The sequence below is a fragment of the Ancylobacter rudongensis genome (assembly GCF_900100155.1).
Taxonomy (GTDB): domain Bacteria; phylum Pseudomonadota; class Alphaproteobacteria; order Rhizobiales; family Xanthobacteraceae; genus Ancylobacter; species Ancylobacter rudongensis.
On record NZ_FMTP01000007.1, the window covers coordinates 180,246 to 195,730 of the forward strand.

General features: G+C 70.4%; 12 protein-coding genes. 10 read left to right on the top strand and 2 right to left on the bottom strand.

Annotated features, from left to right (window positions below):
• Positions 1 to 61: 61 nt before the first annotated feature.
• Entirely contained in the window at positions 62 to 757 is a 696-nt protein-coding gene (locus tag BLO63_RS17180; protein WP_244517929.1) for an alpha/beta hydrolase, read from the bottom strand.
• Between the two features lie 206 nt (positions 758 to 963).
• Here BLO63_RS17180 and BLO63_RS17185 point away from each other — a divergent pair, with 206 nt between their 5' ends.
• Positions 964 to 1,839, top strand: a complete 876-nt coding sequence (locus BLO63_RS17185) for a DMT family transporter (RefSeq protein ID WP_091443079.1) — start codon at positions 964 to 966, stop codon at positions 1,837 to 1,839.
• A gap of 56 nt (positions 1,840 to 1,895) precedes the next feature.
• Here BLO63_RS17185 and BLO63_RS17190 read toward each other — a convergent pair whose 3' ends face one another.
• Complete coding sequence (locus tag BLO63_RS17190; protein WP_091443083.1) at positions 1,896 to 3,257, bottom strand: esterase-like activity of phytase family protein; 1,362 nt, start codon at positions 3,255 to 3,257, stop codon at positions 1,896 to 1,898.
• Positions 3,258 to 3,419: 162 nt separating this feature from the next.
• Between BLO63_RS17190 and recJ the strand changes: the two genes are divergently transcribed.
• From recJ to BLO63_RS17235, 9 genes are all read left to right on the top strand, one after another.
• Positions 3,420 to 5,285 carry a single-stranded-DNA-specific exonuclease RecJ gene (gene recJ, locus BLO63_RS17195; RefSeq protein ID WP_091443087.1) on the top strand — a complete coding sequence of 622 codons (1,866 nt, stop codon included), beginning with the start codon at positions 3,420 to 3,422 and terminating at the stop codon, positions 5,283 to 5,285.
• 86 nt (positions 5,286 to 5,371) lie between these two features.
• Complete coding sequence (locus BLO63_RS17200) at positions 5,372 to 6,682, top strand: BaiN/RdsA family NAD(P)/FAD-dependent oxidoreductase (protein ID WP_091443091.1); 1,311 nt, start codon at positions 5,372 to 5,374, stop codon at positions 6,680 to 6,682.
• A gap of 313 nt (positions 6,683 to 6,995) precedes the next feature.
• On the top strand, positions 6,996 to 7,295 hold the full coding sequence (locus BLO63_RS17205) for a hypothetical protein (RefSeq protein ID WP_091443094.1): 300 nt from the start codon (positions 6,996 to 6,998) through the stop codon (positions 7,293 to 7,295).
• Between the two features lie 161 nt (positions 7,296 to 7,456).
• Positions 7,457 to 8,749 carry an imelysin family protein gene (locus BLO63_RS17210; RefSeq protein ID WP_091443097.1) on the top strand — a complete coding sequence of 431 codons (1,293 nt, stop codon included), beginning with the start codon at positions 7,457 to 7,459 and terminating at the stop codon, positions 8,747 to 8,749.
• A 7-nt stretch (positions 8,750 to 8,756) separates the two neighbouring features.
• Positions 8,757 to 10,241, top strand: a complete 1,485-nt coding sequence (locus tag BLO63_RS17215; RefSeq protein ID WP_091443100.1) for a multicopper oxidase family protein — start codon at positions 8,757 to 8,759, stop codon at positions 10,239 to 10,241.
• 296 nt (positions 10,242 to 10,537) lie between these two features.
• On the top strand, positions 10,538 to 11,629 hold the full coding sequence (locus tag BLO63_RS17220) for a di-heme oxidoredictase family protein (RefSeq protein WP_244517930.1): 1,092 nt from the start codon (positions 10,538 to 10,540) through the stop codon (positions 11,627 to 11,629).
• Between the two features lie 15 nt (positions 11,630 to 11,644).
• Complete coding sequence (locus BLO63_RS17225; protein ID WP_091443105.1) at positions 11,645 to 12,769, top strand: imelysin family protein; 1,125 nt, start codon at positions 11,645 to 11,647, stop codon at positions 12,767 to 12,769.
• An 11-nt stretch (positions 12,770 to 12,780) separates the two neighbouring features.
• Positions 12,781 to 13,893 carry a DUF1513 domain-containing protein gene (locus BLO63_RS17230; RefSeq protein WP_091443107.1) on the top strand — a complete coding sequence of 371 codons (1,113 nt, stop codon included), beginning with the start codon at positions 12,781 to 12,783 and terminating at the stop codon, positions 13,891 to 13,893.
• A 106-nt stretch (positions 13,894 to 13,999) separates the two neighbouring features.
• Positions 14,000 to 15,151 carry an aminotransferase gene (locus tag BLO63_RS17235; protein ID WP_091443109.1) on the top strand — a complete coding sequence of 384 codons (1,152 nt, stop codon included), beginning with the start codon at positions 14,000 to 14,002 and terminating at the stop codon, positions 15,149 to 15,151.
• Positions 15,152 to 15,485: the final 334 nt, after the last annotated feature.

Sequence of the window (15,485 nt, forward strand, 5' to 3'; positions counted from 1 at the left end):
CATCAGCCTGCGATCCCGGATCGGCCTCCGGCCGTCCGGGATGACGTGCACAGGTGGCAGGTCACCCCGCCTTGGCCACGTCCTTCAGGAACGTGTCGACGCCGAGCTGCACCATGTCCGGCTGCCAGGCGTGCGGGCCGGGGTGCTCGACATAGGTCAACTCATAGCCGGCCGGGCGCAGCTTGGCGGCATGGGAGCGGCCGGCGGTGGTGATCGGCGTCTGGGTGTCGTTCTGGCCGTGGGCGATGAACACCTTGGGCGCGCCCTCCTGCGCTAGAACGGTCATGAAGCCGGCGGAGGAGGCGAGGATGTGGGTGACGATCCGCCCATTGCTCAGCCCGGTGGAGAGCGAATAGCTGCCCCCATCCGAATGGCCGGCAAAGGCGAAATGGGTGGGGTCGAGCGAAAAACGCGCCGCCACCTCGGCCAGCGCGAGGTCGAGCCGCTCCAGGTCCGGCCCGTTGCCGGCAATCACGATATCCCAGGTCGGCAGCAGCGATTGCGGCACCAGCAGCAGGAAGCCGCGTGCCTCCGCATGCGCCCGCAGCATCGGCAGGATCTTCTCGGCGCTGCCGCCGCCGCCATGGAACAGCGTCACCAGCGGCGTCGGGCGGGCCGGGTCGATGCCCTCGGGCACGATCAGCACGGCGTCGCGGGTCTCGAACAGGCCGAGATCGTGGCGGCCGGGCGCGAGCGCCGGCTTCGACGGGGCGGCATGGGTGAAGGCGAGGCGACCGAGCAGGGACAGGTTCAGCATGGCGCGCACCATAATGGGCTCGCGCGCCCGTGCAACCCGACCGGATGCCGCGCCATGAGGGGCGCGCAGGGCTGGCATGGCGGGGCGGGTCTTTGCAGATGCCGGGCGGTGGACTATCAGCCGATCTGCCGCCGTGCGACTCGCCGCGCGGGGCATACGGCTCGCCCAGGGGCCGTCATCTCGTCTCCTGCCGCCGCCGGTTCTCCATGCCTATCACGCACAAGCTGCTCGCCCTCACCGTCATCGGCGTGTGGGCGCTGAACATGATCGCCGTCAAGCTCGGCATCGCGGAAATCCCGCCCATGATGATGAGCGCGCTGCGCTTCGCGCTGGTGGCGGCGCTGCTGTGCCCGGTGCTGCGGATCACCCGCGACCAGTTCCTTGGCGTGCTGCTGGTGTCGTTCACCTTCGGCACGGTGCATTTCGGCCTGCTGTTCGCGGCGCTGGCCAATTCAGAGGCGGGCACCAGCGCGGTCATCATCCAGCTCGGCGCGCCGATCGCCACCCTGCTCGCCTGTTTTGTGCTGAAGGAGCGGCTCGGCAAGGTGCGGCTGGCGGGTCTTCTCGTCTCGGTGGCGGGCATCGGGCTGATCGCCGCCGGCCCGACCCTGCCGCCGCCGCTCTCGCTGGTGCTGCTGCTGGCCAGCGCCACCGGCTGGGCGGTGACGAATCTCATCGTCAAGGAGCTCAAGGGCGTGCGGCCGATGACCATGATGGGCTGGTCGTCGCTGCTGGCGATCCCGCAATTGCTTGTTATGTCGTGGATCTTCGAATCCGACCGCTGGTGGATGGTGACGACGGCGGGCTGGCATGGCTGGTTCTGCGTGGTCTACAGCGCCATCGGCTCGTCGATCATCGGCTACGGCATCTGGTACTGGCTGCTGCAGCGCCATTCGATCAATGCCGTCGTGCCCTATTCCATGCTCAACCCGCTGCTCACCGTGCTGTTCGGCATCGTGCTGATCGGCGACGATCCCTCGCCGGTGAAGATCATTGGCGCGCTGGTCATGGTGGCGGGCGTCGCCCTCATCCTGCGCCGGCCGCGCAATCTCCCCGACCCGACCCTGCCGGACACCGCCTGAACATGCGAAGGCCGGAGCGTTTCCGCCCCGGCCCCGATGTCACGCGCGAAGACGGCTCACTTCGCCTTCAGGAACTCGCCCACTTCCAGCAGGATCAGCTCGTTGTCATCCGCCTTCGCCGGGTCGCGCGAGGAGGAGAAGGGCAGGTTGTTGTCGTTGCCGACCACGATGTGGGTGGCGTCGACCACGTCGACATTCTCGATGGTGAAGAAGGGGAAGGTCAGCATGCCGTCATTCAGCGGCTTGCGGGCCTTCTTGTCCGGGTCGGCGATCTTCATCAGGTCGATATGGCCGATTTTGCGCACGCTCTGGCCGGAATTGGCGTCGGTCAGCTCGATCTTGACGATGCGCTTGAACTTGGCCAGGTCGTGGAAGCAGTCCGGCCCCTTGGTCCCGGCGGCGCAGGCCTTGTCGGCCGTGCCCTCGCCATTGTCGCGCTCGATGATGAGGCCGGTGGTGCCGTCGATCATGTTGAAGTCGCCGATGGCGTTGCCGTTCTGCTCCAGAACGTACTGCCACATGCGGCCCGTCCACTTTTCCGCCGCCACGTCGAATTCGAGGATCGGCAGGAATTCCTTGCCGTCCGCCGTCTTCTGCCAGTCCTTCTTGTCGGCGTCCCACAGCGGGCCTTCGAGCAGGGCGTAGAGGTATTTTCCGTCCTTGGAGGCCGCCATACCCTCATAGCCCTTGGAGCGGCGCGCGTTGAAGGCGGCGGGGGCGTTCGGCGCGGCGGGGGAGGCGACGGCGTAATGGTCCGGCGAGCGCACCGGGGTCTCGCCGGCCACGGTTTCGAACACCGCCTGCACCTGGCCCTGCTTGTCGGCCTTGATGAGATAGGGGCCGAATTCCTCGCCGATCCAGATGTGGTCGCCGATGATCTGGAAGCTCTCAAGGTCGAAATCGGCGCCGGTCAGATAGCGCTTTTCCGTGCCCTCATGGACGATGCGGAACGGCACCTTCTTGTCGGGATCGGTGAGGAAGACCGTCTCGACCGGCTGGAACGCGCCGGTCGCCCAGTCGACCGTGTAGTGGCGCAGGAACAGCGCCGCGTCCGGGCTGTTGGCCTTCGAGCCGAAGCCGTTGTCGGTGATGATCCAGAAGCTGCCGTCCGGCATCACCTTGATGCCAGAATGGCCCTGCACCGGCTGGCCCTGGAACGGCACCGAGACGCCGGTGGGGCGGCCCGCCGACTTGCCCATCACCGTGCCGACGGCGTCGACGCGGGTGCCGGAGGTGAACTTGCCGGAGACCTTAAGGTCGGCCGGCGCGTCGTCCGGCATGGCGAGGAAGGTCTGCGCCGGCAGGACGGCATGGCCGGCCAGCGTGGCGGGAAAGGCCTCGTCGGCGCGGGCGCCGGTGGCGAGCAGCGCGAGAGCGGCGCCGGTGAGCAGGGACAGGCGGAGCAGGGGGAGGGGCATGGCGCGTCTCCTTTGGGGGGCAAGAGAGATCGGCAATGCCTGAGGTCCGCACTGCCGAGTGGCCTTCCTGCCCCCCGCCCGTGTCGGCCGCGCAACGGCGCGATGACAGATAAATGAACCCCGCGGCCCATCCCCGGCGGCGGCAAAGCCGGTCGACGCGGCATGGCTCTCGACGCGGGCGCGTTGTTCGGGCTTATCCTGCGCGCCATGAGTCTCGTTCTTCCCACCGCCGCCCCGCCGCCGCGTCCCTTTCTCGGCGTCTCCCGCTCCGCCACCGGCCGCTTCTGGCGCGAGCGGCTGGACGCGCGCGGGGCGCAGACCACGCTCGCCATCGTGCAGCGCCACGGCGTGCCGGAGATTCTGGCCCGCGTGCTGGCCGGGCGAGGTGTCGCCATCGACGCCGTCGAGGCCTGGCTCGACCCGACGGTGAAGCGCCTGCTGCCGGACCCCGATACGCTGACCGCCATGCCGGCCTGCGTCGCCCGTCTCGCCGATGCGGTGATGCGGGGCGAGAAGGTGGCGGTGTTCGGCGATTACGATGTCGACGGCGCCACTGCCACCGCCCTGCTGGTGGAGGTGCTGCGCGCCGGCGGGCTCGATCCGGCCTTCCATATTCCCGACCGCATCTTCGAGGGCTACGGCCCGAACATCCCGGCCATCGAGGCGCTGGCCGAGCGCGGGGCGACGCTGCTCGTCACCGTCGATTGCGGCACGATGAGCTTCGAGCCCTTCGCCCGCGCCCGCGAGCTGGGGCTCGACGTGGTGGTGATCGACCATCACCAGGCCGGCGAGGAACTGCCCGAGGTGGCGGCGCTGGTGAACCCCAACCGCGCCGACGACCTTTCCGGCCTCGGTCATCTCTGCGCCGTCGGCCTCGTCTTCGTGGTGGCCGTCGGGCTGCTGCGCGAGCTGCGCCAGCGCGGCTGGTGGACGGCTGAGCGCCCGGCGCCGGACCTGCTCGCCAGCCTCGATCTCGTGGCGCTGGGCACGGTGGCGGATGTGGTGCCGCTCCTCGGTCTCAACCGCGCCTATGTCACCAAGGGGCTGCTCCAGCTGCGCAAGCGCGAGCGGCCGGGACTGACCGCGCTGATGGACGCGGCCCGCCTTTCGGGGCCGCCCAAGGCGTGGCATCTCGGCTTCCTGCTCGGGCCGCGCATCAATGCCGGCGGGCGGATCGGCGACGCCACGCTCGGCACCAGGCTGCTGCTCACCCGCGATCCGATCGAGGCGCAGATGATCGCTGCCGAACTCGACCGGCTCAATTCCGAGCGCCAGCAGGTGGAGCGCGCCATTGTCGCGGAAGCCGAGGCGGAGGCGGAGGCGGCGCTCGGGCTGGCCGATGTGGGCGCGGTGGTGCTCTCCAGCGGGCAGGGCTGGCATCCCGGCGTGGTCGGGCTGGTGGCGGCGCGGCTGAAGGAGAAGTTCGGCCGTCCCGCCTTCGCCATCGCCTTCACCGGCGAGACCGGCGCCGGCTCGGCCCGTTCCATTCCCGGCGTCGATGTCGGCCGTGCGGTGCGCGGGGCGGTGGAGGCCGGCATTCTGGTGAAGGGCGGCGGCCACGCCATGGCGGCCGGCCTCACCATCGCCCGCGCCCGGCTCGGCGATCTGCGCGCCTATCTCGAACAGGCGCTGGCTGAGACGGTGGAAGAGGCGCGCGCGGCAGACGAGATCCTGATCGACGGCGCCCTCTCGGCGGCGGGGGCGACGCCTGAGCTGGTGGAGCTGGTCGAGCGGGCCGGGCCCTTCGGCGCCGGCAATCCGCAGCCGGTTTTCGCCTTTCCCGCCCACCGCGTCGTCTATGCCGAGCCCGGCAGCGCCGGCCAGATCCGGGTGCGCCTGCGCAGCACGGATGGCGCGACAATCTCAGGCGTGGTGTTCCGCGCCGTCGACACGCCGCTGGGCGCGGCGCTGCTGGACGCGCGCGGGCAATTGCTGCATGTGGCCGGCACGCTCGATCTCGACACCTGGCAGGGCCGCACCCAGGTAAGCCTGCGCATCACCGATGCCTGCTCACCCGAAATCGGCTGACATATCATGGGATTGGGGACCGTTCTGGAATCAGGGCGCGAGTATCTGGCCCCTCTCTCCGTCCTATTGAATCGGAAGCTGAGCCGGTGACGCCAGAGACCGGAAACGACTCACGAAATCCGCTCATCGCCATCATCGGCGCCGGCCCGGCCGGGCTGATGGCGGCGGAGGTGCTGGCGCGCGCCGGCTGCGCGGTGACGATCTATGACCGCATGCCGTCTCCGGCGCGAAAATTCCTCATCGCCGGGCGTGGCGGGCTGAACCTCACCCATTCGGAAGACCGCGCGGCCTTCCTCGCCCGCTATGGCGCCGCCGCCGATTGGCTCGCGCCGATCCTCGACGCCTTTCCGCCGGCCCGTCTGCGCGAATGGGTGGAAGGAATCGGCGAGCCGACCTTTGTCGGCTCCAGCGGCCGGGTGTTTCCGCGCAGCTTCAAGGCCTCGCCGCTGCTGCGGGCCTGGCTGGCGCGGCTCGACGGCCTCGGCGTGGTGCTGAAGAGCCGCCACCGCTGGCTCGGCTGGACTCGCGACGGCGCCCTGCGCCTTGCCGGGCCAGAGGGCGAAATGGAGGTGGCAGTGGACGCGGTCCTGCTCGCGCTCGGCGGCGCCAGTTGGCCGCGCCTCGGCAGCGATGGCAGCTGGGCGGAACTTCTGTGGGAGCAGGGGGTGGAGATCGCCCCGTTGCGCCCGGCCAATAGCGGCGTGCGGATCGACTGGTCGGCGCCGTTCCGCGCCCGCTTCGCCGGCGCGCCGCTCAAGCGCATCGCGCTCTCCCTCGGGCAAGCGCGGGTGCGCGGCGAGGCGATGATCGACGGCGCCGGGCTGGAGGGCGGCGCGGTCTATGCGCTCTCCGCCACCCTGCGCGAGGCGATCGCGCGCGAGGGCGCGGTCACCCTCCAGCTCGATTTGCGCCCGGATGTGAGCGAGGACGCGCTGGCCGCGCGGCTCGCCGCCAGCCGCAAGGGCGAATCCATGTCCAACCGCCTGCGCAAGGCGGCCGGCCTCTCCCCCGCCGCCGCGGGCCTGCTGCGCGAGGCCGGACCGCTGCCGGCCGATCCGGCCGTGCTGGCGCAACTCATCAAGGCGCTGCCGCTCACCGCCACCGGCATGGCCGGGCTGGAACGGGCGATCTCCACCGCCGGCGGCGTCACCCGCGCCACGGTCGGCGACCAGCTGATGCTGAAGGCGCGGCCGGGCGTGTTCATTGCTGGCGAGATGCTGGACTGGGAGGCGCCGACGGGGGGCTATCTGCTGCAGGCCTCGTTCGCCACCGGCCATGCGGCGGCCTGCGGGATGCTGGCGCGGCTTGGGCAACAGGCGCCGGAACAGTGGAGCGGCCGATGGGAGGCAGGGGAGCCGGCGAGCCTCGCCGAGGAATGGTCGCGGGACGACGGCTGAGGGAGCGCGTGCCGCCGTCCCGCGTGGTTCACGAGACCTGCCGGGAAGTGGCCTCGCGAAATCGTTGCCGGGGGAGTGGCGCCGCTTGATGTATTCGCGGCTTCTCTCCGGCGTTGATGGGATGAATACGCGGGTTCTTCGTCATGAACAATGATTATCTTCCGGTATTTTTATAGTTCTAAACTAATGGCGGGCGTTTTACTTTGGGCGGCGGGGTCGGGCGAGCCCGCTTGCGCCGGAGCGGCGGCGGGCTTACCTGCTGACGGGGAGCGCTGCGTGCGGGCGCGTGCGACACGAATGTGCAGGAGGCACGATGGCACGTCTGTTCTTCCGCCGGGGCGCCAGCGCCGAGGCGGCACCCGACGCCGCCCGCGAGCTGGCCGCGAAGGCGCGGCTCATCCTCGGGGTGGACGAGGAGACCACCATTTCCATCAGCGAGATCGCCTGCGGCGATCCGGCCTGCGGCGGGGCGGAAACCGTCGTGCTGGTGATGCGTCCCGGCCGCCGCACCGAGGCGGCAAAGCTGATGAAGCCGCTCTCCACCGTCACCGAGGCGGAACTGGCGGAGGCGTTGCAGCCTCTGTGTGACGCTACGTCATTCATCGCGAGCTGACGGGAAGTATTTCGCCGCTAGGCGACGATGGCGGTTAGAGTTTATCCCGCTGTTTCAAAGTGAAACAATTCCAATCTACGGACGAAGACTTGCGACCGATTTCGCCGGTGGCGTAGGAGTCTCCCGCTGAAGCGCCTCGGGGGCGCGGGAGGAGACCAACCATGCGAGCCAGATCACTGTTCGCCACGCCGCTCGTCGCGGCCTTCGCGCTGGGGGCGGCCTTTGCCGTCGGTCTGGCCGCCGCCGACACCCCGGCGCCGAAGGTGAAGGATATCGTTGCCACCTATGCCGACATCGCCGAGGCGATGTACACCGACAGCCTGACCACCGCCAAGGCGCTGCAAGGCGCGGTGAACACGCTCATCGCCACGCCGACCGAGGCCAATCTCGACGCCGCCAAGGCCGCCTGGAAGGCCGCCCGCGTGCCCTACCAGCAGACCGAGGGCTATCGCTTCGGCAACGCCATCGTCGATGAGTGGGAAGGCCGCGTGAACGCCTGGCCGCTGGATGAAGGCCTGATCGACTACGTCGACAAGAGCTATGGCGACTCGTCCGACGAGAACCCGCTCTACACCGCCAATGTGATCGCCAACACCAAGATCCGCGTCGGCAAGAAGACCATCGACGCCACCAAGATCACGCCGAAGCTGCTCGACAGCCTGCAGGAGGCCGGCGGCGTCGAATCCAACGTCGCCATCGGCTACCACGCGATCGAATTCCTGCTCTGGGGCCAGGACCTCAACGGCACCGGGCCCGGCGCCGGCAAGCGCCCGGTCACCGACTACGACACCGCCAACTGCACCAATGGCCATTGCGAGCGCCGCGCCGCCTATCTCAAGGCTGCCACCGACCTTCTGGTGAGCGACCTCGAGGACATGGCCAAGTGGTGGGGCAAGAAGGGCAAGGCCCGCGCCGCCGTGGTGAAGCAGAAGGACAAGGCCGCGCTGGGCACCATCCTCACCGGCCTCGGCTCGCTCTCCTATGGCGAACTGGCGGGCGAGCGGATGAAGCTCGGCCTCATCCTGCACGACCCCGAGGAGGAGCATGACTGCTTCTCCGACAACACCCACAACTCGCATTATTACGACGAGCTGGGCATCGCCTCCATCTACCGGGCCAAGTACACCCGCGTCGACGGCTCCGTCGTCGAGGGCGCGTCGGTGGCCGCCTACGCCAAGGCCAAGGCGCCGAAGGCCGCCGAAGAGGCCGAGGCCAAGATCGACGCCGCGCTCGCCGCGCTCAAGGCGATCAAGGACGAGGCCGACAGCGGCAAGCAGGCCTATGACCAGATGATCGGCGAAGGCAATGCCGAGGGCAACGCGCTGGTGCAGAAGGGCGTCGATTCGCTCGTCGCCCAGACCCGCGCCCTTGAAGGCGTGGTCGGCGCGCTCAAGCTCAAGATCAAGGTCGAGGGCTCGGACAGCCTGGACGATCCCTCCAAGGTCGGCGAGTGAGGCGGCCATGAAAACCGGCGGCGCGGGTCTCTCGCGCCGCGCCTTTCTTGGCGCGGGCGCGGCGATCGGTGGGCTGGCGCTGCTCGCGCCGACCCGCACCGGCGCCGCGCGCGCGCCCTTCGACCCGCAATCCTTCGCGCCGACGCGCGAGGTGACGCTCACCGCCGGCGAGATGGAGCTGAAGCTCCTCGGTCCCGACAAGCCCGCGACCCGCATCCTCGCCTATGACGGCATCCCGTTCCAGACGCTGCGCATGCCGCGCGGCACCCGGCTCAAGGCGACCTTCGTCAACGGCATCGACGAGGGCTCGACGCTGCATTTCCACGGCATCCGCATGCCGAACGAATTTGACGGCGTGCCGACGCTGACCCAGCCGCTGGTGCAGCCGGGCGGGCGCTTCAACCACCTGCTGCCGCTCGACGATCCCGGCACCTTCTTCTTCCATCCCCATTGCGACGAGACCGGGCAGGCCGGCAAGGGTCTCGCCGGCGTGCTGATCGTCGAGGACACGCGCGACCCCGCCTTCGACGCCGAGCATGTGCTGTGCCTGAAGGACTGGCGCCTCGCGCCGGATGGCCGCTTTCTCGCCCTGTCCGAGCCGGAGGGTGCCTCGAAGGCCGGCACATTCGGCGCCACCCGCACGGTGAACGGCGCGGCCGCGGTGGAGCTGACGGCGCCCGCCGGCGGCCATGTCCGGCTGCGCATCCTGAACATCGATTCCACCCGCATCATGGATATCGGCGTGGAGGCCGGCGGGGCGAAGGATGCCGAAGCCTGGCTGATCGCGGTGGACGGCCATGCGCTGACCCCGGTGCGGCTCGACGATCTTCCCGATGGCGTCTGGCGCATGGGGCCGGCCCAGCGCATCGACCTCGATATCCGCATGCCGGCCAACGGCTCGCCGGTGACGCTAGGCGACTACCGCGCCGCCGACATCTACCAGTTCGCCACCCTCACCGCCGCCGGCAAGGTCGCCAAGCCCCGCAAGGGCCCGCTCGCCTTGCCGAAGCCGGAACTGCCGAAACCTGACGTCAAGAAGGCGTCCCGCCTGTCCTTCACCCTGCAGCAAGCGACTGGGCAGGCGGTGAAAGACCTCGCCCTGCCGGCGGACGACCCGCTCGCCAAGGCGCTGATCGATAGCCTGTGCGTCGGCTCGACCACCTATTGGGGCATCCAGTCCGAATCCTGGCCCACCGGGTCCAACCGCAACGTGCCGCCGCCGCTCGCCCGCATGGCGACCGGCGGGTCCTATGTGGTGGAGATCAAGAACGAGACGCGCTTTCCCCATCCGGTCCATCTGCACGGCCACGCCTTCGAGGTGCTGAGCTCCAGCCTCGATCGCCTGCCGCGCCACTTCGCCGACACCGTGCTCGTCCAGCCCGGCGAGGCGGTCGAGATCGCCTTTGTCGCCGCGCCGGGCGACTGGGTTTTTCACTGCCACATTCTGGAGCATATGGAGACCGGGATGATGGGCTGGTTCCGGATCGTGTGATGGAGCGCCATCACGGCCGACAAATCAGCGCGGATGCCGCCTTCGGCGGAGGCTCCCCTGGGTCCCGGATCGGCGCTCCGGCTGCGCCTCCGCTGGTCCGGGACACGGCCTTATTTCCCGGACAAGCGGCGCGGAGCGCGGCGCCGATCCGGGCCCCAGCGAAGACTCCGCGCAGCGGCATCATCCGCAGCGCGGTCCTGCTCTGCGCCCTGCTTGTCTCCGCCTCCGCACCTGCCACGGCAGAGGACGGCCGCCTCGACGCCGCGATCGGCAAGGCGCTGTTCGAGCGGCCCTGGGTGCCGGCGCCGAGTTCCACCCGCGCCAATGATGGGCTCGGCCCGCTGTTCGATGCGCGCTCCTGCTCGGCCTGCCACCCCGCCGGCGGCGGAGCCGGCGCGACGGCGCTGGACGCCGCCGGCCGCCCGCAAGGGTTGGGGCTGGTGCTCTCCCTGTTCCGCAGCGATGGTCGCGGCGATCCCGTCTATGGCCACCGGCTGGAGACGATGACGCTGCCTGGCGTGCCGGCCGAGGGCGCTTTCGCGGTGGTCGTTGAGAACGGCCGCCGCATTCCCCGCATCGAATCATCAGGCTATGGCCCGCTCGGTTCCGCGACCCATATGTCGCTGCGCGCCGCGCCTGATCTGCGCGGGCGCGGCAAGCTGGAATTGGTGGACGACGCGGCGATCCTCGCGCTGGAAGACCCCGATGACCGCGACGGCGACGGCGTGCGCGGGCGGGCCCGCCGGCTGCAAACGCCCGAGGGCGGCTCATCGATCGGCCGCTTCGGCTGGAAGGCGAGCCACCCGACGCTGGCCGGGCAGGCATCGGAAGCCTTTTCGCTCGATCTCGGCCTGTCGACGCCGCTGCGCCCCGAACCCTGGGGCGACTGCACCGACCTGCAGACCGCCTGCCGCAACGCGCCGCAGGGCCGCGAAGAGGAGGGCGAGCCGGAGATTTCCGACGCCATCGTCCAGCGCCTCGTCACCTATCTCCGGGCGCTGAAAGTGCCGGAAGGCGGCGACGACACGCGCGGCAGGCGCCTCTTCGCCGCCACCGGCTGCGCCACCTGCCACCGCCCGGCGCTGCCCACCCGCGCCGGCGGCACGGTGGCGCTGTACACCGATGTGCTGCTGCACGACATGGGCGAGGGGCTGGCCGACCCCGCCGGTGTTCCCGGCGCGGCGGCGGCGGAATGGCGCACCGCGCCGCTCGCCGGGCTCTCCGGTGCGCTGGATCGGGGCGTCGGCCTGCTGCATGACGGCCGCGCCGCCGATGTCGCGCAAGCGGTGCGCTGGCATGGCGGCGAGGCATCAGGCGCGCGTGCCCGTTTCGAGGCGCTGGGCAAGACCGAGCGCGCGCGGCTGATCGACTATGTGTCTTCTCTCTAAAGCGAGGCCTTGCCCATGAACCGATCCCCCGTCGCCGTGGCGCTGGCGCTGGCGAGCCAGATCGGGCAGGCCGCTCAGGGCGTGCCGGGCCTCGCCACCGCCACCACGCTGCTCACCACCCTGTTCATCGGCCGCGCCCATGCCGCGCCGGTCTCCGCCCCCGAGATCGTGCAGAGCTGGCTGCTGCCGCGCTACGACACGCTGCTCGCGAGCGCCAAGGCGCAGCAGGCGGCGTGGGACGATTTCTGCAAGGCGCCCTCGGCGCAGGGCGTGAAGGAACTGAAGGCGCGCTTCCAAGCGGTTTCCGAGGGCTGGTCGGCGGTGGAGTTCATCACCTTCGGCCCGGTCATGCTGTCGCTGCGGCCGGACCGCTTCAACCTGTTCCCCGAGCGGCGCAACGCGGTCGGCCGCTCGGTGGCGGAACTGCTCGCCGATCCCACGGACGAACGGCTGCAGCCGCAGCGTTTCTTCCGCCTCAGCGCCGCCGCGCAGGGCCTGCCGGCGCTGGAGCGGCTTCTCTATGATGAGGGTGCCGAGGCCGCCTTGGTGGCCGGGCCGGAGGCGGCGCGGCGCTGCGCGCTGGGGCAGGCGGTGGCGTTGAATCTGGTGACGATTGCCGGCGAGATTCGCGCCGGCTGGGGCAGCCCGAGCGAGGGGCTGCTGGCGCAGCTCATCGCCGGCAAGGCCGATCCGGTCTATTTCCCCGACCCCAACGCCCTGCTCAGCCAGATCGTCACCGACCTTGCCGGCGCCTATCAGCGTGTGGTCGACCAGCGGCTGCTTGTTGTGCTGGGCAAGAACATCGACGAGGCCAAGCCGCTGCTCGCCGACCGCCGGCGCAGCGGGCTGTCGAAGGAGACCATCGTCGCCATCGTCACCAGCGCCGGCGCGCTGGCGCAGGCGCTGAGCACCGGGCTGGACGCCAAGGATCAAGCGGGCCTCGCCGCGACGCTGCAGGTGGCGCAGGCGGCGGCGCAGGGCCTGCCGGAGGATATTGGCGACGCTGCCACCACGCCCGAGGGCCGCAAGGCGCTGCAGGCGGCGGTGGCCGCGTTCAAGGCGGCGCAGGCCGGCATCGCCCGGCCGCTGGCGGCGGGGCTTGGCGTGCCGCTCGGCTTCAACGCGCTCGACGGCGATTGAGGGCGGCGGACATGGGCCTCATCGACCTTACTCGCCGCTCGCTCATCGGCACCTTCGGCGCACTCGCCGCCGCGCCGCGCGTGCTGTTCGCCAGCAATGCGGCGCATGCGCGCGACCATCTGCTCGATGCGGAGTGGCTGGCGACGGCGGGCGTGGAGGGCGGCTTCGCCCCCGTGGTGCTTTCCCCCGACCGGGAGGCGACGACGGTCGGCGCCGCGACCCAGCGCCTGCACTGGGTGGAGCCGAGCCCGGACGGGCGCACGGCGGTGGCGGTGGCACGCCGGCCCGGCACGACAGCCGTGCTGTTCGACCGCCGCGCTGGCACCGTGCTGGCGAGCTTCGAGCCGGGCGAGGGGCGGGTGTTCTCCGGCCATGGCCGCTTCATCGAGGGCGGACGGCGTTTCCTCGCGGTGGAGATCACGCGCGCGGACGGCGCCGGCGTGGTGACACGCCGCGTCGTCGAGGCGGGCTTCGCGGTGGAGGCGGAATGGGCCTCGGCCGGAATCGGTCCGCACGACATGCTGCCGGCAGGTGGCGCGCTCGTGGTGGCCAATGGCGGCATCGAACCGCACACGCCGGAAGCGCTCGGCGCCGAGATCGCCGGCTCCGGCATCGCCCGGCTGGACCCCGCCACCGGCGCCGTGCGGACGACCGCGACGCTCAGTGAAGACCTCGCCTCGCTCTCGCTGCGCCACCTCACCTCGGGCGCGGACGGCTTCACCGTGGTGGCGGCGCAGGACCTGCTGGCCGACGGCGTCGCCCGCCCGCTGCTCCACGCGGTCGAGGGCGAGGGGCTGCGCGCCTTCGACGCGCCAGACGAGGCGTGGCGGGGACTGCGCACCTATGTCGGCTCGGTGTCGCTGGATGCCTCCGGCGCCTATGTCGCCGCCGCCAGCCCGCGCGGCAACCGTGTGGCGCTGTGGCGGCGCGACGGGCGCTATATCGGCGCGCTGCCGCTGGTCGATGGCTGCGGCCTCGCCCCGACCCGCGACGCCGGCCAGTTCCTCGCCACCAGCGGGCTCGGCGAGACGGTGCTGATCGGCACCGATGGCGACGGCGTCGGCGTCATTGCCCGCCGCTCCGGCGGCCCGCGCTACGACAATCACGCGGTTCTGGTGGGCTGAAGGCTGCCGCCGGCACGCCGCGTTTTGCGGATGCCTGAACCGCCGGAACGGGATAGAACGCGGCGGCTTTGCCCCATCGCTTCCTGTCCCGTTCCGGTCCCGTGCCATGAATTCCCTCTTCGCCGCCCTGCCGACCACCGTGTTCGAGACCATGTCGGCGCTGGCCCGCCAGCATGACGCGGTCAATCTTGGCCAGGGCTTTCCCGACGACCCCGGCCCGCGCGATGTGCGCGAGAAGGCGGCGCAGGCGGTGCTGGACGGCTGGAACCAGTACCCGCCGATGATGGGCACGCCGGAGCTACGCCGGGCGGTGGCTGATCACTACCGCGACTGGCAGGGGCTGGACCTCGACCCGGAGTCCGAGGTGATGGTCACATCAGGCGCCACCGAGGCGATCGCTGGCGCGCTGCTGGCGCTGATCGAGCCGGGCGACGAGGTGGTGCTGTTCCAGCCGCTGTACGACGCCTACCTCCCGCTCGTGCGCCGCGCCGGCGGCGTGCCGCGCCTCGTGCGCCTGGTGCCGCCGCACTGGCGGCTCACCGAGGAGGCGCTGGACGAGGCCTTCACCCCGCGCACCAAGCTGGTGCTGTTCAACAACCCGCACAACCCGACGGGGCGGGTGTTCGACGCCGGGGAACTCGCGCTGCTCGCGGGCTACTGCATGCGCTCGGACGCGGTACTGGTGAGCGACGAGGTGTGGGAGCATGTGATCTTCGACGGGCGCGAGCACCAGTCCGTCCTCGCCCTGCCGGGGATGCGCGAGCGCAGCGTGAAGATCGGCTCGGCCGGCAAGATCTTCGGCATGACCGGCTGGAAGGTCGGTTTCGTCTGCGCCGCGCCGGAACTGATGCGGGTTCTGTCGAAGGCGCACCAGTTCCTCACCTTCACCACGCCTCCTTCCCTCCAGCACGCCGTCGCCTATGGGCTGGGCAAGGAGCGGGACTGGTTCCTCGGCATGCGGGCCGGGCTGCAGCGCTCGCGCGACCGGCTGGCAGACGGGCTGACGGCACTCGGCCTGCCGGTGCTGCCTTCGGCCGGCACCTATTTCCTCAATGTCGACCTCGCCCCGCTCGACCCGCACCTGCGCGACGAGGCGTTCTGCCGGTCGCTGGTGGCGCGCGAGGGCGTGGCGGCGATCCCCGTCTCGGCCTTCTATGCGCAGGACCCGGTGGAGAGCGTGGTGCGCCTGTGCTTCGCCAAGACCGACGCCACGCTCGACCGGGCGCTGGAGCGCCTGAGCACGCTCAGCCGCGCCTGATGAGAGGAGTGCACCGGGTCGTCTCCCGGCGTGCGCCCTTCACTTGGGCGAGGTGCCGGCAGGCGCGCCTCACGGTACGCAACGGCGACAGACGGCGATGGCGCGTATATCGACACGCGAAGTCACGGCCGATTGAACAAAAACCGGGCAGTCCACCACCGCTATACCGCGCCTGTGCAATCAATGTGCCGATGCGCCCATTTTCTTGGCAATATGCCGCTGGGTCAGAGGCTTCCGCACGATGTTCGCATCGGAAGGTCTCTCAACCTCCCCATTCCCGCCCTTGGCACGCGGGTTGCAGATGCTCCCTCTGGCACGCGGACGGGGGTCCTGC